The organism is Aminobacter sp. LjRoot7 (assembly GCF_964252895.1).
GTDB lineage: Bacteria > Pseudomonadota > Alphaproteobacteria > Rhizobiales > Rhizobiaceae > Aminobacter > Aminobacter aminovorans_B.
This window is the reverse complement of the sequence record NZ_CAXUPX020000006.1, coordinates 306758-325054: the sequence shown is the minus strand read 5'-3', so window position 1 is coordinate 325054 and position 18297 is coordinate 306758. Positions and strand designations below refer to the sequence as shown.

Genomic DNA, 18297 nt, shown 5'->3' with positions numbered 1-18297 from the left:
GAGCTAGTCCTTCCGCTTTCTGCTTTGAGGACCGATCGACATATCCAGTGCAGTGTCACCGAGAAGATGCCGGAGCTGGGCTTGGTCAGCGGGTGAAAGAGCCTGCTCATGAACGGGATTATCTGCAGGCTCGGCATCCTCGCCCGCGATCACGATCAGTGCCTTTATGGTATTGAGGTCGCCTTTGATGGCTTTCACCATCAACGACTTGATCAGGGCCTCTCGCTTGGTGATCTTGCGGGTTCCATCGCCGTCACGGATCTCAATCAACTGCTGTAGCTCTCGCTGAAGGATAGTCTTGAGCGACAGGCTTTCTTTCGGCCGACCTTTCGGGTTGCCGCTTTTTCCCGGTTTGAACTGCGCCGCCTTTGGCGGTTTGCCATAGCCGACATCATAAGGCTCGCTGGTGCTGTTACTGCTGCTTACGGATTGCGATGGTGCAGGCGGCGTGCTCGGCAGAGCCTTACAATAAGGACTGGGAGCTGCAGCCTGCGGCGGCGGCGGCCGACGTCGCCGCGGCGCTGCTGCATCATGAGATGATTGGACAGGATTGCCCGCGGGGGCGCTTCGCGAGGGCCCGCTCATACCCGACCTCCCTTGCTGGCAACAACGTCCGGCTCAATGAGCCAGGTCGGAACACGCCGGCGCCGCGGTACGGGAGCTTTGGACCCCGCCAAGCCAGCTTGCTGTACAGAGGCCGATATGACCGAAGAATCGTCGTAGAGAGGGCAAGTATCTAAGGTGTCGGTGCCGTCTGTCTGGCCAGAACTTTCGGCGCGACGCATCTCGCTCATCGCATGGAAGCCAAGGCCTGTCTCAGCGTGAAGCGCCTCGATGCCGAAGCGCTCTTCAAAGCGCCGTAGAGCGACATCGACATAAAGCGGATCGAGTTCGACACAGCGCGCAACACGGCCGGTTTTTTCTGCGGCGATCAGCATTGTGCCGGAGCCACAAAAACCGTCGATGACGATGTCGCCACGTTGCGAGGCATCCTTGATGATGTCGGCGATCAGCTCGACCGGCTTGACGGTGGGATGATCGGCAAGGCGTTTGTTGCGTTCTCGGCCAAAGCTGTTGAACCCAGGTACATCCCAGACATTTGTTCGATTGCGGCCATGACGACCGAGCTCGACGTTGTTGAGGTGGGAAGCGCCAGGTTTTTTGAACACGGCGCAGAGTTCATGGGCGGAGCGGTACAGACTTCCCATACCGCCCTTCATCTTGTTCCATACAGCGAGGTTGAGCAACTCGTAATCAAGCCCGCGTCCTGCCGCGAGCAAGATCTCGATGTGCTTCCAGTCCATGAAGGAATAGATCAGGCCGCCAGGCACGAGGTGCCCAGCCATTGCCGACAAGCTCGATGTGAGGAACTGCTCGAACTGCTCAGGAGACATCTCGCCTGAGGCCTCAGCAAACTCCCGGTACCGGGTCTCTCCGAGCCCCATGATGCTGGCGATCCCGACATTGTAGGGCGGGTCGATAGCAATAAGCCGTGCCCTCTCCCCGCGCAACAAAGTGGCATAGGTTGCCTGTAGCTTTGCGTCTCCACAGATCAGGCGGTGCTGTCCGACCTGCCAGACATCGCCGAGCCGAGACACCGCGACATCAGCGGGAGCAACATCCATCTGATCGGCCGGATCGCTGCCATCCCCGGCATCAAGCACAACATCGAGTTCGCCGGTTGAAAACCCGGTCAGCTCAAGCTCGAAGCTGGTGTCGAGCACCAGGATGTCTTCGAACTCCAAACGAAGCGCACTCTCGTCCCAGGCAACGCCTTCGGCGAGTTTGTTGTCAGCGATGCGATATGCCCTGATTTGAGCCTGGGTCAGGTGGTCAATCCGGATAACTGGCAGTTCCGAGTATCCGAGCCGCCGCGCCGCTTCGAGCCGGGCCAGGCCAGTGATAACCGTAAGGCCGGCGTCAACGACGATGGCGCCAATGAAACCGAATTGTTCGATGGACCGGACAACGGCTTCAACATGGCGCTCAGTTATCTTGCGCAAAGCTCGCTTGGGCTCGATCAACCGGTCGATCGCAACCATCTCGACCTCGGGATGGTTGGATCTGGCCTGAGCATCGTCAAAGCGACGTGTTCCTTGTGCGTTTAACATGGCAACGACCTCCTCGTTCCGCCGGAGAGATCCGGCGAGATTAGCAAGATTGAACTTTTCGAAAGGCCTGCCCGTCCGCACTACAGGTTGGGCCATCCCTCGGCGGGACAGCTAAATGTTGCCGATTCGGGCCTCAGAGAACAAGTATGGAGACAAGTATTTTTTCGCATGATTCACAACGGCCCGCGCCGTGACAAGAAATTGGTGAGGGGGTGAAAGCACAGGATAAAAAATAATCTGATATAATTATCACTAGTATGACGAATATTAAGAAAACAGATACACGTGCGAGCCGCCACCTCTATGATCAGGCGATCACCAGCAAGGTGCCCCAGGCTGTCATTGACCACCTTGAAACGGTCCAGGTCGATGAAAAGGACGGCGAATTCCTCCCCGCGACCGCGATTACGCCGCGCCAGGGCCTGGTTCAGTCGGTCGAGGAACAGAGCCCGGTTGGGAAGCCCGGGCGAATGCGAGATGGGAACTTCACAAGGGCAAGCATCGTTGTATGCGAAAATGAGGGTCTGATATAAACGTATCGGCACACCTTGGGTGTCGTCATGGTAGACGGTCGACGGAAACCACGAAGGGAACATAGTCCTTGGCGTGCTGGTCATGAATTAGAACTGGCACTGATAAGCGCGTTAGCAAATGGGGGGCTGCATGATCCAGGGAAGGTAGCCGGCACGACTAGTCCTTGGAAACATATTCCTCGTTCCGAGGGCTCAGCCGACCGGGAGTATCGGCCAGCCAACCGGCAGACAAGAAGCCCATGGTATCGACCCGCAAGCGAGCGGTAGACAGATCCGAAGGGGGTTCGTCGCGCATCCTAAGAACCCTGCGGTTGGCCGATAGTTGCAGACGGCGACCTTCCTCGTTTGGGCTTGGGAGGGTAATCGCCCCATCGAAACAACCCCAAATTGCGCTGTGCGTCCGGTTGGGGCGCTGTCGCTCCCGAGTGTGAGCAATTTTTCTGCTCGCCCTTAACGAAGCGATGGTGCCAGCCTCATCTGAGGCGGCGGAGTTGGCAATGCGCAGTCCGCACCTCGGTGAATGTAGGCACTGGCGAAATCGATCACCTGGCCAAGCGAAATAGGTTCACAAGGCTTCGTGACTGCTCCGATAGCACCGGCATAATCTAGCGGGATCTGGTCGGGGCTCCCGGTGACAAACACCACCAAGACGTGATGATCGTTTGCTAGCCGCTGAGCAATATGCGGCCCCGTGAGCCCGTCTTTCAGGTTGAGGTCGACAAGGGCCAGATCCGGAGCATGCATTCGAGCTAGCTCCAGCGCTCGCTTCGCATGATCCGCCATGCCGACCACGTCCAGTCCTAGTTCGAGCAATTGAAATTCCAAGTCCAGCGCGAGGAATACTTCGTCCTCAACGATGAGTACCTTTAGCGTTGGCTGACCAGATCGAACCACTGAAACGCCTGTCGCGCAAAGAAAATGTAGGCGTTCCGCGGTGCGCTGCCTGCCGCCTTTGTCGCAGCAACAAAAACCATGCTTAGCGGGAAAGGTTCCCTTGCCACGTAGAAGGGGGCGCTACGGACGCAAAGGTAGGCAACCTCTACTCAGGGTGCGTTTTGGCGCGACTGCTTTAGAGCGACCTTCGGCAATGGCGCCGATGGCTCGGTGCTGATCAGAACGCCGGCAATTCTGGCGAAGCTGACAAAGGCCTGTCGTGCCTGTTCAACGGACATTTGTCCGGCGATCGCCGCGTTGCAGCTTCTCTCGGCGCAGGTGAACACCGGCCCCCGACGACCTGTCGGCCAGTGCTTCAGGAACATCATCGCCTCCTGCACCGAGTCGATCTCGTGGACAGCGCCGTTTGTTTCAACCTGCACCGGAGCCAAGAAAGGGAGTTTTGCCATTCTTACCTCCTAACTTGTGGTTGTGTCCGGTGCCTCGGTCTGCTTTTCCGTGGCTCCCGGAGAAGCGATCGGACGTTTGGTCGAGGCCGTTCTGGCGGGGAATTCAGCACGGCATAGGCTAGGTTTTGCCTTTCAGCGAACGCTATGGCCGCTTCCTGGGTCGGAAAATCAAGCGTGACCTGGGTCAGCGTATCATCCCCTCCGGTGTAGCCCATCAAAGCGTCAATGAAGGGCGGCGTCCGCCGTTCAAACACCAGCCGCCACGGTTGAGCCCTGCCGCGGGCAGAGGTCATGACACAGCGGCCAGGCCGGAAAATCCGCGCCGAACTTTGCCCGCTCAGTGGTGGCCGCTTGGCGGGAAACATCATTGGAAGCTTGACGTTCGCCGTCCGCCCGCAATTCAACAGGATGCGGTCCGTCTCGACGTTTGGTGTCAGCGGCGCCGTCATCGACTCCTCCTCGCCTGAAGATGCCGGCCGGGACCTTGGGCCCGACCGGCCAGTCAGCCATCACTTGGTGGTATTGATCGCGATGCGCTTGGCGTTCGCCTGCGCCTTTTCCGTCTTGGGCAGGGTCACTGTGAGGACGCCGTTCTTGAATGCCGCCTCCACCCTGTCCTCATCAACCTCGCGGCCAAGAGCAAGGCGCCGCTCGAAACGCCCGTAATAGCGTTCGCTGAACTGACGATCCTTGTCTTCGGTTTCCGATTTCTTCTCGCCGCGAAGTGTGAGAACACCGTCGTCAAGCAGAACCTCGACGTCGTTCTCGTCAAGTCCGGGCATTTCCGCGACCACCCGGATTTCCTTGTCGTTCTCCGAGAATTCGACGCTTGGCCAGGCGCCGTTCCGAGGCGTCATGCGGCCAAACACCGACGGTGTGTCAAATCCCCGGAACACCTCGTCGAACAGCCGGTTGACGTTGCGATGCAGCGACATGAACGGATCCATGTCTTCGCTGCGATAGATCGTCGGAGCCTGGTTATTGCCACGGTTCCATGGAATCAGGTCACGCACACTCATTGTCGTTTCCTTTCGTCTTTCTTGTCCTTTCTCGTCAGGTCACGACGACACCCCACCCCAGATGGGGTGTCGCGCTGGCCGGTTCAGGTAAGATCATGCCGCTACGTTGCCTTCGATCCGCTTCGACGCAGACTTCTTGTCAGCGTCGGCGTTAATCGCGATCCGTCGCGGCTTCATCTCCTCAGGAATTTCCTTCTTGAGGTCGATGATTAGCAGGCCGTTCTCGAGCTTGGCACCCATGACACTGACATGGTCGGCGAGTTCGAAACGACGGTCAAAGGTCCTCATCGCCAGTCCATGGTGGAGATACAAAACCTCGCCATTTTCTGTCTTCGAGCCGTTGATGACGAGCAGGTTCGGCTCATGGGTGATCGAAAGCTCGTCTTCTGCGAACCCGGCTACAGCAAGCGCGATGCGATAGGTGTCTTCACCGAGCTTGACGATGTCATAGGGCGGCCAGTTGTCGGCCTGCGGTGAACTGGATTTCTCGAGCAGATCGAAAACCCGGTCAAAGCCGATGCTCGACCTGTAGAAGGGGGAGAAGTCCATATTTGTTCTCATAGCTACATCCTCCTTGGAGCAACATAGGTACGAGGAAGCGCCAAGAAGCCTGGCGCTCCCTGACCGTGCCGGCCCTTTGCAGCGGCCGACGAATTAAGAGTTGGGAAGCGATTTGCTCGACGTCAAGGGGCGAGCAATCGAGCCGACATTTTGACGGCGTGGTGGTGGATTCACAGGCCGGGGCGACTGGAAAGCGCTCCGTCCAATGCCCATCTAGTCCGCTGGCGAATCGATGGAGGTAAGCGATGACCATGACGCGGGAAGACGTTGTCTCGGTCCTCGGACCGGTGGACGACACAGTGATTGCAGAAGTGATCATGTCCGGCGCTTCGCTCGATGAACTCAGGGAGGCGTGGGGTTGGGCTTTCGGCGACGACGCGTTGATGGGGCAAGGCCGCCCACTTCCCGGAACGCGGGTTGCGGCACTGATTGACTTGATTGAGCCCGACGATGACGAGATAGAGGGCCCGGCCGCACCGGGCCCTGGTGCTCACTGAATCGTAAACACCCCGTCCACTGCTTGCCATTCCGCAGGTTTGATCAGGCGGTGATGGGCAACGCGCACTGAATGGAGCGCGCCTTCAAGTTCCTGTTCCCAGTAGCTGAGGAAACCTTTCAGCGTCGGGAATTCCGGTGCGAGGTCGTATTCCTGCCAGACAAAAAGTTGCAACAACCGCGGGTAATCAGGAAGGTGATAATGGATCTCCGCGGTCGTGAGGCCGTAACCCTCCATCTGCAACCGGAATTCTCTGCTGAGCACAAGCTTGTTCTCGGTCACCATCAAGCGTCCAATCTTTCCGGACGTTCGCGGTTGCCGCCCTGGTCGAATTTGGAGGCGGCGTCGGCGCGAATTTCATCGAGCCGGCGAAGCGCATCCATGACGGCATCGAAAGTCACCGGGGCCGCAACGCCTGGTGGCTTGCGCAGGGCCGGTATGGATTCGACCGCGCATGCATCCGATGCCCAGGAGGCAAGAATGGCACGCTTTTCCTGAATGTCGAGCTGATCGTCCGTCACCACATCGTCGGGATGGCCGAAGAACCGGGCCGGGAAAAGCAGACGGTCCAGTGACAGATCCGTGGTTTCAGGGGCGATCGAAGGGATAATCGTCGGGACGGTTCGTTCCATCGATGGTCCTCCGTTACAACAATCTCCTTTGGGTTGACGTTTCGACGGTGGTCCTAGGCGGACCATCGTCGGACAAAAACTTTGGAGGATTCGAACGAAATTTCAAGCCCCCTCAATCGCGCATTCGCGGCGGATAGCTGCATGAATTCAGCGCGCTAGCACTCGGCATGCCCGAGTGCCAAAATTTTTGCAGCCACCTCTTGAAACTCAAATACACCTCACCCAGATCGATTGCGTGCGATGCCGAAAAAGGGTCGCGCACCCCGCGCCGGATCCGCTTCGGATGCGGCGCGGAGGAACCTCAAAAATCTGTTTGTCCATGAGGAGAACGACATGACGTTCCGTCCATTGCACGACCGTATCTTGGTCCGCCGCATCGAGGCCGAGGAAAAAACGGCCGGCGGCATCATTATCCCCGAGACTGCCAAGGAAAAGCCGCAGGAAGGCGAGGTCATAGCCGTTGGTCCGGGCGCCCGCGACGACAGCGGCCAGTTGCTGTCGCTCGACGTCAAGGTTGGCGACCGCATCCTGTTCGGCAAATGGTCCGGCACCGAGATCAGACTCAATGGAGAGGATCTCCTGATCATGAAGGAGTCCGACGTGATGGGCGTGATCGATGCCGCGGCCCAGGCCAAGAAGGCCGCCTAAGGTGGCACCCGGCATTTAAGAAGGAGCAAGAAAAATGGCTGCTAAGGAAGTCAAATTCCATACCGAAGCCCGCGAGAAGATGCTGCGCGGTGTCGACATTCTCGCCAACGCTGTGAAGGTCACGCTCGGTCCCAAGGGCCGCAACGTTGTGATCGACAAGTCGTTCGGCGCCCCTCGCATCACCAAGGACGGTGTCACCGTCGCCAAGGAGATCGAGCTGGAGGACAAATTCGAGAACATGGGCGCGCAAATGGTGCGCGAAGTCGCGTCCAAGACCAGCGACATCGCCGGCGACGGGACCACAACGGCGACAGTGCTTGCCCAGGCGATTGTCAAGGAAGGTGCCAAAGCTGTCGCTTCCGGCATGAACCCGATGGACCTGAAGCGTGGCATAGACAAGGCGGTCGACGCCGTGGTCGCGGAACTCAAGGTCAATGCTCGCAAGGTCACCAAGAACGACGAAATCGCTCAAGTCGGAACGATTTCGGCCAATGGCGACGCCGAAATTGGCCGCTTCCTGGCCGAGGCGATGCAAAAAGTCGGCAACGAGGGTGTGATAACGGTCGAGGAGGCAAAAACCGCCGAAACCGAACTCGAAGTCGTCGAAGGCATGCAGTTCGATCGCGGTTACCTGTCCCCCTATTTCGTCACCAACCAGGACAAGATGCGCGTCGAGTTGGAAGAGCCTTATGTTCTGATCCACGAAAAGAAGCTGTCCAACCTGCAGGCTTTGCTTCCGGTTCTGGAGGCGGTGGTCCAGTCTTCCAAACCGCTGCTGATCATCGCAGAGGACGTCGAGGGCGAGGCGTTGGCTACCCTTGTCGTCAACAAGTTGCGAGGCGGCCTCAAGGTCGTTGCCGTCAAGGCGCCTGGCTTCGGCGATCGCCGCAAGGCGATGCTGGAAGACATCGCCATTCTGACCGGCGGCACGGCGATCTCGGAAGATCTCGGCATCAAGCTCGAAAACGTGACGCTGAACATGCTCGGCCGCGCCAAGAAGGTGGTTGTCGAGAAGGATAACACCACCATCGTTGACGGCGCTGGCTCCAAGACCGAGATCCAGGGGCGTGTTGCCCAGATCAAGACTCAGATCGAGGAGACCACCTCGGACTACGATCGTGAGAAGCTGCAGGAACGCCTGGCCAAGCTCGCCGGGGGTGTCGCCGTCATTCGCGTCGGCGGCTCGACCGAGGTCGAGGTGAAGGAGCGCAAGGATCGCGTCGATGACGCGATGCATGCAACTCGGGCGGCAGTTGAAGAAGGAGTGCTGCCGGGCGGCGGTGTTGCCCTGCTGCGCGCGGTAAAGGCGCTCGACAATGTCCAGGCCGACAACTCCGACCAGAAACACGGCGTTGAGATCGTGCGCCGCGCCCTCGAAGCCCCAGTGCGACAGATCGCGGAAAACGCTGGCGCCGAAGGCTCGATCATCGTCGGCAAGCTGCGCGACAAGGCCGAGTTCGGCTACGGCTGGAACGCACAAACCAACGAGTTTGGCGACCTCTACACACAGGGCGTCATCGATCCGGTGAAGGTGGTGCGCACCGCACTTCAGGACGCCGCGTCCGTCGCTGGCTTGCTGGTCACCACCGAGGCGATGGTGGCCGAGAAACCGAAGAAGGACGCGCCGCTGCCAGCGATGCCCGGCGGTGGCATGGACTTCTAAGAGACAGAGAGGCTGTGTCCGCGTCCATCCGGGCGCGGACACAGCCCCAGACGGGTGATGCCATGGATACGATCAACATCAACAAGATTGCGCCGCCGCAACGTGCGGCGACCGAAATGAATTATGAGGCCGATCTAAAAGCCGTGCTGGAGCCGGTGCTGACCGAGGTGCTCGACATGACTGAATCCGCAGGCTGGGACCGGCGGAAGGCAGCGTACACGGTGATGTTCTTGGCGGCGCGGCAGCTGTCGGACGGAAAAGCGAACCCGAAAACGGATGTTTGACGCGGTCGCAAACTGAAACTGGCGTTCGCCGGCAAATGAGAGGAACGGACAATATCGTCCGTTCACGGTAGACCCGATGGCCAGCCGGTGGCGTCGAAAGGAGAAATCTAGAGTTCGGGGCCGAAAAATGACTACGCGTTGGTCTAGCTATCTTGCGCTTTCGGCAGTCTTTCTTGTTCTGGCGCCGGCGCCCGCATTGGCAGCCGCACCGCAGCCCGTCATTAGCGCAAGCGCCGAGCGCCCTCTTCCCGATGTATTGCAAGAAGTGACACCGGCTGTCGTCAACATCTCAGTCACTTCCGGCTCCGCAGCCCAGACCAATCCGCTTTACAATGATCCCTTCTTTCGTCGCTATTTCAACATGCCCGATGCGCAGCCCAGATTGAGCGCCGGATCGGGCGTCATCGTGGACGCCGAAAAGGGGTTCATCCTCACCAACCATCACGTCGTCGCCGACGCCAGCGAGATCACGGTGACGCTGAAGGATCGACGCCGCTTCACAGCTGAATTGATCGGCAGCGATCAGGCGACCGACATCGCGTTGCTCAGGATCAAGGGCGACCGGCTTACGGCCCTCCGCCTTGGTGATTCCGATGCGCTTCGCGTCGGCGAACCGGTGGTGGCGATCGGCAATCCATTTGGTCTCGGCCAAACCGTTACCTCTGGTATCGTCAGTGCGCTTGGCCGCAGCGGCATCAACATCGAGGGCTACGAAGATTTTATCCAGACTGATGCCTCGATCAATCCGGGCAATTCCGGCGGCGCATTGGTGACACATGACGGGCGTTTGGTTGGCATCAACACTGCCATCATCGCGCCGGCCGGCGGCAATATCGGCATTGGTTTCGCTGTCCCGATCGCGATGGCGTCGACTGTGATGAAGCAACTCATTGAGCATGGCGAGGTGCGTCGGGGTCGTATCGGCATCGCCATCCAGGATTTGACGCCGGACCTCGCAGACGCGCTCAAACTCACCGAGAACTCCGGCGCCGTTGTCAGCAGCGTCGAAGACGGCTCGCCTGCTGCCCAAGCCGGGCTACTGGCCGGCGACGTGATCATCAGTGTCGATCAGCACCCGATCTCCGGCTCAGCCGATCTGCGAAACCGGGTTGGCCTGGCACCCGCCGGATCGGAGGTGGGCATCGAGTACCTGCGCGACGGCGCGCGAAAGTCTGTCACTGTGCGTATCGAACCTGAAAAGGGAGCAAAAACGGCGGCGCTGCCCGATCGTCTGGAGGGCGCGCAAATCGAAGATGCCGCTGGAAACGTGTTCGTTTCCCGCGTCGACGAAGGCAGCGCCGCAGCCCGTGCCGGCCTGCGAGCTGGGGACGTGATTGTCGCGGTCAACCGGCAGCCGGTCACAACCACGGTCGAACTGGCCACGGCACTGCGCAACACCGCCGGCACGATCGCGCTGGATCTGTTTCGTGGTGGGAACAAGCTCTTCCTGGTTATCCGCTAGGAGCATCCGAGTAGAGCAACGTGTTCATCGATTGGGAGAAGGAGATGAAAAAATCTGTTCGATGGATAATCGCCGCAGGAGCGGCCATTGCAGCGGCGTTGATCCCGGTTCCGGCGCTCGCGCAGGATCAACCAGCAAATCCTCAAGAGTTAACCGGCTTCTGGCTGACGACACCGCATCCTGACCTGGCGATCCGACCCGGCGAGACCGAGTCGATCCCGCTGACTTTGCGTAACCACAATCTGCCGCCTCAGCGTGCGTCGCTGGAGGTGTCAGGCATTCCCGATGGCTGGAAATGGTCGATCAAGGGTGGCAACCGCGAGGTTGGGGCCGTCATTGTGTCGCCCAATGCCACGGAAGAGGTCAAGCTCGAGCTGACGCCACCGGAGGGTGCGACCGGCACGAGCGTGCCGATCGACGTCAAGGCTCGCTACGGCAATCAAACGGCCGATTTGCCGATTACCGTGAAACTATCGGATGCATCCGAGGGCGGCTTGGAACTGAAACCGGAATTGCCGGCGCTGCGGGGTACTGCGCGCTCGACCTTCAGCTTCAAGGTCGAAGTGACCAACAACGGCGCCGAGGAAAGCTTGGTCAACCTGGCCGCCACTGCCCCCGAAGGCTTCCAGACACGCTTTAAGCGCGGGTATGGCTCGGAAGAAATCACCGGCTTGCCAATCGAAGCCGGCGCCACTCAAAACATTACGCTCGAGGTCACACCGGCACGCGCCGCGCCAGCTGGCAGCTATCCGATCGCCATGGAAGCTGCGGGTGGTGGCGCCAGCGCCGCGACAGAACTCAGCATTGAGGTGACGGGTCAACCGGAGGTCGCGTTGAGCGGCCCTCAGGAACGGCTTTCGGGCCAAGCGGTTGCCGGCAAGGAAACGACTTTCCCCTTTACGCTTGCCAACACTGGGACTGCGCCAGCGACGGATATCGAACTTTCGGCCTCGCCACCCACTGGCTGGAAGGTGGAATTCGAGCCGAAGACCGTTGGCACGCTTGCGCCGAACGCTACCAGCGAAGTCAACGTAAAAATCACACCGTCCGAGCGTGCTATCGCCGGCGACTACATGATCAATGTTCGCGCCAGCGGTGGAAGCGTGTCGGAATCGGCGCAGTTCCGCGTGACGGTCAATACATCGACATTGTGGGGTGTTGCCGGGCTCGGCGTCATTGCCGCGGCCGCAATCGTCCTCGGCATGGCTGTAATGAGGTATGGGCGGCGATGATGAACACCACAGTCATAACAGCAACTGGACTGGTCAAACGCTACGGCACGGCAACCGCGGTCGCAGGAATAGATCTGTCGGTTGAAGCAGGAGAAGTTGTCGGACTGCTTGGGCCGAACGGCGCGGGCAAGACAACCACAATCCTGATGCTGCTCGGCTTGACCGAGCCGAGTGAAGGCAGCGTACGCATCCTTGGCAAAGATCCTCTGCGCCAGCCCCTTGAGGTCAAAAGAGAGGTTGGCTACCTGCCGGACGCCGTCGGTTTCTACGATGCCATGTCCGGCCGCGAGAACCTGGCTTATACCTCCCGTCTCGCAGGCATGTCAAAGGATCTTGCTCGTGAACGGATCGCCGCGGCCCTCGAAAAGGTGCGACTGATTGAGGTCGCCGATCGGCAGGTCGGCACCTATTCCCGTGGCATGCGGCAGCGTCTTGGCATTGCAGAACTTCTCATGCGCAAATGCAGCGTTGCCATTCTCGACGAGCCGACTTCGGGTCTCGATCCCCAGTCGACCCAGGAATTGCTCGACCTGATCCAGGCATTGAGCCGCGACGGCATGACCATTTTGTTGTCGTCGCACATGCTCAACGTGGTTCAATCGATTTGCCATCGCATCGCACTGTTCAATAAAGGCAAGATCGGCTTTCTGGGCACGATAGAGGAGCTGGCAGCGCAAATTGGTGGCGGCGCCTTCATCGTAGACGTTGAGGCGGACGGCATCGATCTCGCCAAGGCGGCCGGGATGGCGCTGGGGGTACGATCTGTCGTCCCGGGACGACATGGACACTGGCTGGTCGAAGCGGAACGCGACGTGCGCCCGGAACTAGCTCGCTTCGTCGTTGAAGGCGGCGGAGCGTTGAAGAACCTCGACTTGCGTCAGGCAAGCCTCGACGAGGCGTACACTCGCTATTTCAGGGAGGTTGGCCATGATGCGTGAAGGCTCCCCCTTCAAAGGGGTCGCGACCATCGCCCTCAAGGAAGCGGCCGATCACATGACCAGCGCACGCATGCACCTGATCATGCTGCTTGTCCTGCTCACCGCCATCGGCGCTGTTTATGGCGCGATCGGTCGCATCAGCCAAACCACGGCTGAGGATCCCTACCTGTTCCTCAAGTTGTTGACCGTCGCTCAAGAGCCCCTACCGTCGTTCGCTGCATTCCTCGGCTTTCTGCTGCCCCTCGTGGCAATCGCGCTCGGCTTCGATGCCATCAACGGCGAGCACTCGCGCCGGACCATGAGTCGGCTCCTCTCGCAGCCGATCTATCGGGACGCTGTGCTCTTCGGAAAGTTCCTGGGTGGACTGCTGGTCATTGCGATCGCGCTGCTGACGCTATGGCTTCTCATGGTTGGCCTCGGCATCCTTTTCCTTGGCCTTCCGCCGTTGGCTGGAGACCTCGTTCGCGGCATCGCATATCTGGGGGTGACACTGGCATACGCTGGCGTCTGGTTGGCGCTTGCGATCACGTTTTCAACGGTCATTCGCTCGCCCGCCACTTCTGCGCTGGCGGCGCTGTCGGTCTGGCTGGTGCTGACAGTGTTCTGGGGAATGATCGCCCCGTTGATAGCAAATGCTTTCACTCCGATCGATCCGCTCGACCCGATGAGTGTCATCACGCAGTTTGAGACGCAGCAGGCTGTTGCAAGACTGTCGCCGCAGATGCTCTACGGTGAAGTGACAGCGATGCTGCTCGACCCAGCCGCCCGTTCCGTCGGTCCGCTGTTCTTCGATCAGGTCCAGGGTGCAATCGTCGGCGCGCCGCTACCCACAATGCAGAGCCTTCTGATCGTATGGCCACAGATCTCAGGGCTGGTCGCTGCAATGATCCTGCTCTTCACCATTGCCTATGTCGTCTTCCAACGCCAGGAGGTCAGGGCATGACGTCGACGCGTCTTAATCATTGCCTCGGCGCCCTCCGAAGGCGGGATACTGATCTCCCCGATGCCTCGGCCTACTGCATCGGGGAAGTAAGAACGTGGCTAGACGGTCGCGAGCATCCGCTATGCCTTGACGGCATGGCTCGAGGCACCGGTGAAGGCCTACAGCGCCTTGCCCCCGCTTCGCAACGTGCATGAAATATCCGAGCGCTGCGAGTTACAGACAATACCGCTTGCCAAAGCGTCCGATGAAGAAAGGAGGAAACCAATGGAACACAACCTGTTCGAACGTCCCGTCACCATCCTCGTCGGTCTCGGTTTCCCGACGGAGGTCAAGTCCGTGACTGAAGCCATCGCAGTTCTTTACGAATGGCCACCGTCAAGAAGGGATCCGGCGCATGTGATTGCTTTCCACGCCTGCAAGGCAGCGCTCGCCGGTGAGATCGAAGCGGAAACCGCCCGCGGCATGTTTGTCGCCTTTGCCCGGAGACATGACCTTCTTGCCCCACGATCCGAAAATGTAGCCCCAACCCCTTCGATTGGCGAATTCGGTGCGGCCACAATGCACTGAATGGCGGCCAAGCTCGGCGCGAGCGTGCCAACATGGTCCGCGAAGCAAACCTGATGGATAAAACGATGAACGATGTGCGCTTTCCAGATCCGGTTAAGCTGACGCTGAGGCCCTGGGGCGAACGTGTCGTTGCAAGTTCGTTGGAAGCGATCGAGTTTATGAACGAGCATTGGCCTGACTGGGCTCGCGGTCGCTCGTATCGAGCCGCTTATCGCGCATGCCGCGACGCTCTTGATGGCTGGCGAGCGCCGAAAGAGGCCCGAAAGGCTTTCATGAAAGCTGCAAGCCGTGCCGGTTTGATCTCGTCAACCAAGAGACGACAGCACCTCTGAAGGGTGTCGCGGCGGCTCAGACCATTATCCATCGCGCGGTTAAGGTGATACGGCATCTGCGCCACCTCGCCCGAAGCGATCAGCTCAACGACCGTGATCAGGCTCCGGTCGCGCGGCTTCACGTCCGGACGCAACGCGTTGAATGTCGTCCGACATGATGGGTGCCCTTTACTGAACAAGTGTAGGCCCGTCGGTAAGCCCGGCCATGATAGCAGCTGTGGCTATGCGTTTCATATGACATCCTTCCAAGTCTGCATCAGTAGCCGAACGATATTGGATGAACAAATCCGATAGGTTTCATGAATGTCACTCATAAAATGAAGGCAATCCCACGCTGACGGCACTTGAATGCTCAACGGCGGAGTTGCGCCGGACCTATTCATCGACCTCTATGCCAATTTGCGATGCGTCACCGCCGGCCAACTCCAGCAGGATGTCGCCAGCCAACAGCTCTTCCTTAGACAGCAGTCCCGCATCCTCAAGCGCTTCAAAATCCGGCAGATCGCGCAACGTGTCGAGCCCGAACTCAAGCAGGAATTCTTTCGTCGTGACATAGGTGTAGGGCGCTCCCGGCGTCGGGCAGCGCGGTCCGGAGGCGATAAAGCCGCATCTGCGCAACGTGCCGATCAGATCACGGCTGATCTCCTTGCCGAAGAAAGCGGAGAGCTCGGCGCGAGTGGATCGGCTGGAAATACGCCACGCACATCAGCACCAACGCCTCCGACTGCGAGAGGTCTATTGTGCGTTCATCGGCGCCGGTGCGAATGGCGTCGGCGTAGGCCGGCCGCGTCAGCTGCTTGCCGACGATGCGCGCAAGAACCTCGCGCGGAACGGGTTCGCTCGCCGCGAAGATGGTCGCCTCGACGCGGTTCATCCATTCGCGCCAACGAACTTCTGGGGGCGCTGATTCTACCTTTAATAGTGGCGGAGCCTGTCGCTCAAAGCCCTTCTCCGCCGCCCCACCCGTTCAAACAGATGGCATCCCGGCGGTTTGTCTTCACCCGATCGCCGGGCTTCCTCGGGATTAGCGACGAGGCGACTATGGTGCAGGCGCAATCCGCAACTGCGAACCATAGTGCCCTTCTGAACCCTGAAACTAAGTTCAGTTGAACGTCGGCACGATCCACGGGTTGATGTCGATACCGATCCGCGGCTCTTTCGTGCCGATCGAGTTGGTGGTCGCCGGGCCGCGATCGTCCCTGATCGAGCCCGTCGAACCGCAGTCGAGCTTTTTGCTGGATACGGTTTGGCTGCACACCGTGGGTTCGTGCGTCGTCTTGTTGGTGTCGTTTGCCAGCGCAAAATCGCTCGTCGCAGCGAGCGCCGCGAGTGCCAGAATAGTCCGTCGCATTGTCATCTCCTTGCGCATAAACAGATCAGGGGGGCGCTGCCCCCCTGCGTTCGTTGCATTGTCGGGAGTTGGCTAACTCCGGGAGCAGATCACAGCTGAGTTCAGCTCCAGAACTGATCACAATTCGTGACGGCAGTAGGGAGCTGCTTCTTGTCATTAGCGCTGCCGGTGTTGGAACCCGTCTGGCCATTTGCATTCTGTTTAGCAATGTTGTCGACGCAATTCGCGATTGCCTTCGCTTGGCCTTGGTCGTTATTAGGATTGGTATCACCTGCATTGAAGGCCAGCGCAAAAGTGCTGCCCATGGAAAGCGCGAGGGCAGTTGCGAGAAGTGTATTTGTCAGCTTCTTCATCATTTCCTCCATCTCACTTTACAGCCAATAGGTCTCCGGCCGATTCCGAATTCACATTCGCAATCGCGCTGATACAAGTCACCGGAAACGACGCCGAATGAACGCCCACTAATCGGCATTTGCAAGAGTTTTCAAGCATCCTTGACCCATCGAATCGATTGATTCTTTGTTATCTAGATCGTTAGATTGATCTAAAAGACAGTGACGTCCCCCAAGTGGGTCATGTTCTTGCCGCTGATATAGCTCCATTTACTTTCACGTATTCGGATTTGACGGCTTGACGAAGGTGAGCGTCTCCTGAACTTCTCTACCTTCCGCAACAGCTCGTTATGGAAACGCGCCTCGCATTGGAATAATGTGCTCGGATGGGCGATACCTCAAATGGAAGTCGATATGTAGCAGCTTGACGCAAAATGGCGGTACCGTGCTGTTTTGTCCGGCAAATGTGAGCTCAAATGAGAAAGCTGGTCGGATCCATCGCCATCATGCTGCTGGGTATCGGGGCCGTGTATGGCATGGCAAGCAGTGTCGGATGGCCTCCTTGGCGGGAGGCCGCAGCCGCGACGCGCTACATGACGGCACCCGTCGAACGAGGCGACGTGGTGCAAACCGTGTCCACGACCGGAACACTGAATGCCTTCGTCACGGTGGAGGTGGGGACGCAGCTTTCCGGACAAGTTGCGCGTCTTTTCGTCGATTTCAATACCAACGTAAAAGCTGGACAAGCGCTGGCGCAACTCGATCGCAAGAGTTTTGAGGCACGCCTCGCAGAATCCAAAGCCTCAACTGCTGTCGCTGAGGCCGCCGTAAAAATCCAACGCTCTAGATTGGAACGCGCCCGGATCGACCTTCGCAACGCTGAGGCACAGCGGGCAGTTCTCATGGCCCGACTGGACAATGCCCGAGCGCAATCCGAGGTCACAGGCAACACATTCGAACGGTCCACTTCGCTTCAGAAAATGGGCAACACATCCAAAAGTCAGACCGAACTGGCACGTGCGGCACGGGATTCAGCAGCTGCTGAAATGCGGGAGGCGGAGGAGATTGTGGCCGCGCACGAACTGGTTGTGGCCGGAGCGGCGGTTGATTTGGAACGGTCGCAAGCCGAACTCGATAGCGCACTTGAAACCGTGCGTCAGAAGGAGGCTATCGAGCACTCGATGGAGATTGACCTTGAGCGCACGACAATTCGTTCCCCTATCGACGGTACCGTCGTCGGTCGGAATGTCAGTGAGGGTCAGACGGTGGCGGCAAGCCTCGAAGCTCCCGTCTTGTTCACCATTGCTGGCGACCTTCAGCGCATGGACATCTATGCACGCGTGGACGAGTCGGACATCGGCAAGATACGTGTTGGCCAAGCGGCTCAGTTTTCTGTCGATGCCTATCCGGATCGGCGTTTTTCCGCGATGGTGCGTGACATTCGCAAGGCTCCGCAGGTCACGCAAAACGTTGTTACTTATACTGTCGTTCTTGGGACCACCAATCCTGGAGCACTTTTGCTTCCGGGGATGACCGCAACCGTCCATGTCGTCACATCACAAGCTAGGGATGTCCTCCGCATACCGATGACCGCTTTGCGCTTTGCGCCAAGTATGGTTGATGGGTCAAAGGAGCTCTCCCCCGGCAACGGCAACAATGGGGTGCAGACGACTGTGTGGACGCTTGACGGGACCCGGATTGCTGTCCCGGTAAGCGTCGTACTTGGCGACGATGATGGGAGCTACGCCGCGTTGGTCGTCGGAGACCTGAAGGAAGGGGACCAAATCGTCGTAGGCGAAGCGGAAGAGGCAGCGCGAGACCGATTGTTCGGCTTCCGGCTTGGGTTCTGA

General features: G+C 59.0%; 23 protein-coding genes and 2 pseudogenes. 11 read left to right on the top strand and 14 right to left on the bottom strand.

Annotated elements, in window-relative coordinates:
• Positions 1-3: 3 nt before the first annotated feature.
• The 8 genes from ACSQ3E_RS18945 to ACSQ3E_RS18910 form a co-directional block, all read right to left on the bottom strand.
• Positions 4-585: a DUF5681 domain-containing protein gene (locus ACSQ3E_RS18945; RefSeq protein WP_395449412.1), complete on the bottom strand. Its 582-nt coding sequence runs from the start codon at positions 583-585 to the stop codon at positions 4-6.
• Complete coding sequence (locus tag ACSQ3E_RS18940; RefSeq protein ID WP_436123878.1) at positions 582-2111, bottom strand: site-specific DNA-methyltransferase; 1530 nt, start codon at positions 2109-2111, stop codon at positions 582-584. Before ACSQ3E_RS18940 ends, ACSQ3E_RS18945 begins: the two co-directional genes overlap by 4 nt.
• Positions 2112-2284: 173 nt before the next feature.
• Positions 2285-2728, bottom strand: a complete 444-nt coding sequence (locus ACSQ3E_RS18935) for a GGDEF domain-containing protein (protein ID WP_310325969.1) — start codon at positions 2726-2728, stop codon at positions 2285-2287.
• Between the two features lie 366 nt (positions 2729-3094).
• Positions 3095-3538 (bottom strand): response regulator, encoded by a 444-nt coding sequence (locus tag ACSQ3E_RS18930; protein WP_310325970.1) that lies wholly within the window; start codon positions 3536-3538, stop codon positions 3095-3097.
• 149 nt (positions 3539-3687) lie between these two features.
• Positions 3688-3987 carry a DUF982 domain-containing protein gene (locus tag ACSQ3E_RS18925; protein WP_310325973.1) on the bottom strand — a complete coding sequence of 100 codons (300 nt, stop codon included), beginning with the start codon at positions 3985-3987 and terminating at the stop codon, positions 3688-3690.
• Positions 3988-3989: 2 nt separating this feature from the next.
• The gene (locus ACSQ3E_RS18920) at positions 3990-4352 is read right to left on the bottom strand and encodes an NADH dehydrogenase ubiquinone Fe-S protein 4 (RefSeq protein ID WP_436123899.1); all 363 of its coding nucleotides are present in this window, start codon (positions 4350-4352) and stop codon (positions 3990-3992) included.
• Between the two features lie 144 nt (positions 4353-4496).
• A complete protein-coding gene (locus ACSQ3E_RS18915; RefSeq protein ID WP_154387469.1) occupies positions 4497-5006 on the bottom strand; it encodes an Hsp20/alpha crystallin family protein in 510 nt (169 codons plus the stop codon).
• Between the two features lie 93 nt (positions 5007-5099).
• Entirely contained in the window at positions 5100-5567 is a 468-nt protein-coding gene (locus ACSQ3E_RS18910; RefSeq protein ID WP_310325979.1) for an Hsp20 family protein, read from the bottom strand.
• Positions 5568-5812: 245 nt separating this feature from the next.
• On the opposite strand from ACSQ3E_RS18910, the gene ACSQ3E_RS18905 reads away from it, so the two are divergent.
• On the top strand, positions 5813-6064 hold the full coding sequence (locus ACSQ3E_RS18905) for a hypothetical protein (protein WP_310325981.1): 252 nt from the start codon (positions 5813-5815) through the stop codon (positions 6062-6064).
• On the opposite strand, the gene ACSQ3E_RS18900 is transcribed toward ACSQ3E_RS18905, so the two are convergent.
• Together ACSQ3E_RS18900 and ACSQ3E_RS18895 are read right to left on the bottom strand one after the other, a co-directional pair.
• Entirely contained in the window at positions 6058-6348 is a 291-nt protein-coding gene (locus tag ACSQ3E_RS18900; protein WP_310325983.1) for an usg protein, read from the bottom strand. The genes ACSQ3E_RS18905 and ACSQ3E_RS18900 overlap by 7 nt on opposite strands.
• Positions 6348-6695 carry a hypothetical protein gene (locus tag ACSQ3E_RS18895; RefSeq protein ID WP_310325985.1) on the bottom strand — a complete coding sequence of 116 codons (348 nt, stop codon included), beginning with the start codon at positions 6693-6695 and terminating at the stop codon, positions 6348-6350. Before ACSQ3E_RS18895 ends, ACSQ3E_RS18900 begins: the two co-directional genes overlap by 1 nt.
• Before the next feature lie 333 nt (positions 6696-7028).
• On the opposite strand from ACSQ3E_RS18895, the gene ACSQ3E_RS18890 reads away from it, so the two are divergent.
• The 9 genes from ACSQ3E_RS18890 to ACSQ3E_RS18850 all read left to right on the top strand — a co-directional run bounded on the left by ACSQ3E_RS18890 (position 7029) and on the right by ACSQ3E_RS18850 (position 14764).
• Positions 7029-7343 (top strand): co-chaperone GroES, encoded by a 315-nt coding sequence (locus ACSQ3E_RS18890; protein WP_310325987.1) that lies wholly within the window; start codon positions 7029-7031, stop codon positions 7341-7343.
• Between the two features lie 34 nt (positions 7344-7377).
• Positions 7378-9006: a chaperonin GroEL gene (gene groL, locus ACSQ3E_RS18885; protein ID WP_310325989.1), complete on the top strand. Its 1629-nt coding sequence runs from the start codon at positions 7378-7380 to the stop codon at positions 9004-9006.
• A 62-nt stretch (positions 9007-9068) separates the two neighbouring features.
• Positions 9069-9290, top strand: coding sequence for a hypothetical protein (locus tag ACSQ3E_RS18880; protein WP_310325991.1), 222 nt, complete (start codon positions 9069-9071; stop codon positions 9288-9290).
• Positions 9291-9417: 127 nt separating this feature from the next.
• Positions 9418-10752: a Do family serine endopeptidase gene (locus ACSQ3E_RS18875; protein ID WP_436123877.1), complete on the top strand. Its 1335-nt coding sequence runs from the start codon at positions 9418-9420 to the stop codon at positions 10750-10752.
• 20 nt (positions 10753-10772) lie between these two features.
• Positions 10773-11984 (top strand): COG1470 family protein, encoded by a 1212-nt coding sequence (locus tag ACSQ3E_RS18870; RefSeq protein ID WP_436123876.1) that lies wholly within the window; start codon positions 10773-10775, stop codon positions 11982-11984.
• Complete coding sequence (locus tag ACSQ3E_RS18865; protein WP_154387596.1) at positions 11984-12922, top strand: ABC transporter ATP-binding protein; 939 nt, start codon at positions 11984-11986, stop codon at positions 12920-12922. Before ACSQ3E_RS18870 ends, ACSQ3E_RS18865 begins: the two co-directional genes overlap by 1 nt.
• Entirely contained in the window at positions 12912-13865 is a 954-nt protein-coding gene (locus ACSQ3E_RS18860; RefSeq protein ID WP_154387590.1) for an ABC transporter permease, read from the top strand. The genes ACSQ3E_RS18865 and ACSQ3E_RS18860 overlap by 11 nt, the downstream gene beginning before the upstream one ends.
• A 264-nt stretch (positions 13866-14129) precedes the next feature.
• Positions 14130-14432, top strand: a complete 303-nt coding sequence (locus ACSQ3E_RS18855; RefSeq protein WP_154387589.1) for a DUF982 domain-containing protein — start codon at positions 14130-14132, stop codon at positions 14430-14432.
• 32 nt (positions 14433-14464) lie between these two features.
• Positions 14465-14764, top strand: coding sequence for a DUF982 domain-containing protein (locus ACSQ3E_RS18850; protein ID WP_246670945.1), 300 nt, complete (start codon positions 14465-14467; stop codon positions 14762-14764).
• Positions 14765-14769: 5 nt separating this feature from the next.
• Here ACSQ3E_RS18850 and ACSQ3E_RS18845 read toward each other — a convergent pair.
• From ACSQ3E_RS18845 to ACSQ3E_RS18830, 4 genes and pseudogenes are all read right to left on the bottom strand, one after another.
• A pseudogene (locus ACSQ3E_RS18845) lies at positions 14770-14895 on the bottom strand (carboxymuconolactone decarboxylase family protein); the annotation flags it as partial.
• Positions 14896-15139: 244 nt separating this feature from the next.
• A pseudogene (scpB, locus tag ACSQ3E_RS18840) lies at positions 15140-15725 on the bottom strand (SMC-Scp complex subunit ScpB); the annotation flags it as partial.
• Positions 15726-15866: 141 nt separating this feature from the next.
• The gene (locus ACSQ3E_RS18835; RefSeq protein WP_436123875.1) at positions 15867-16115 is read right to left on the bottom strand and encodes a DUF680 domain-containing protein; all 249 of its coding nucleotides are present in this window, start codon (positions 16113-16115) and stop codon (positions 15867-15869) included.
• A 101-nt stretch (positions 16116-16216) separates the two neighbouring features.
• The gene (locus ACSQ3E_RS18830) at positions 16217-16468 is read right to left on the bottom strand and encodes a hypothetical protein (protein WP_436123874.1); all 252 of its coding nucleotides are present in this window, start codon (positions 16466-16468) and stop codon (positions 16217-16219) included.
• 455 nt (positions 16469-16923) lie between these two features.
• Here ACSQ3E_RS18830 and ACSQ3E_RS18825 point away from each other — a divergent pair, with 455 nt between their 5' ends.
• Positions 16924-18297, top strand: coding sequence for an efflux RND transporter periplasmic adaptor subunit (locus tag ACSQ3E_RS18825; protein WP_436123873.1), 1374 nt, complete (start codon positions 16924-16926; stop codon positions 18295-18297).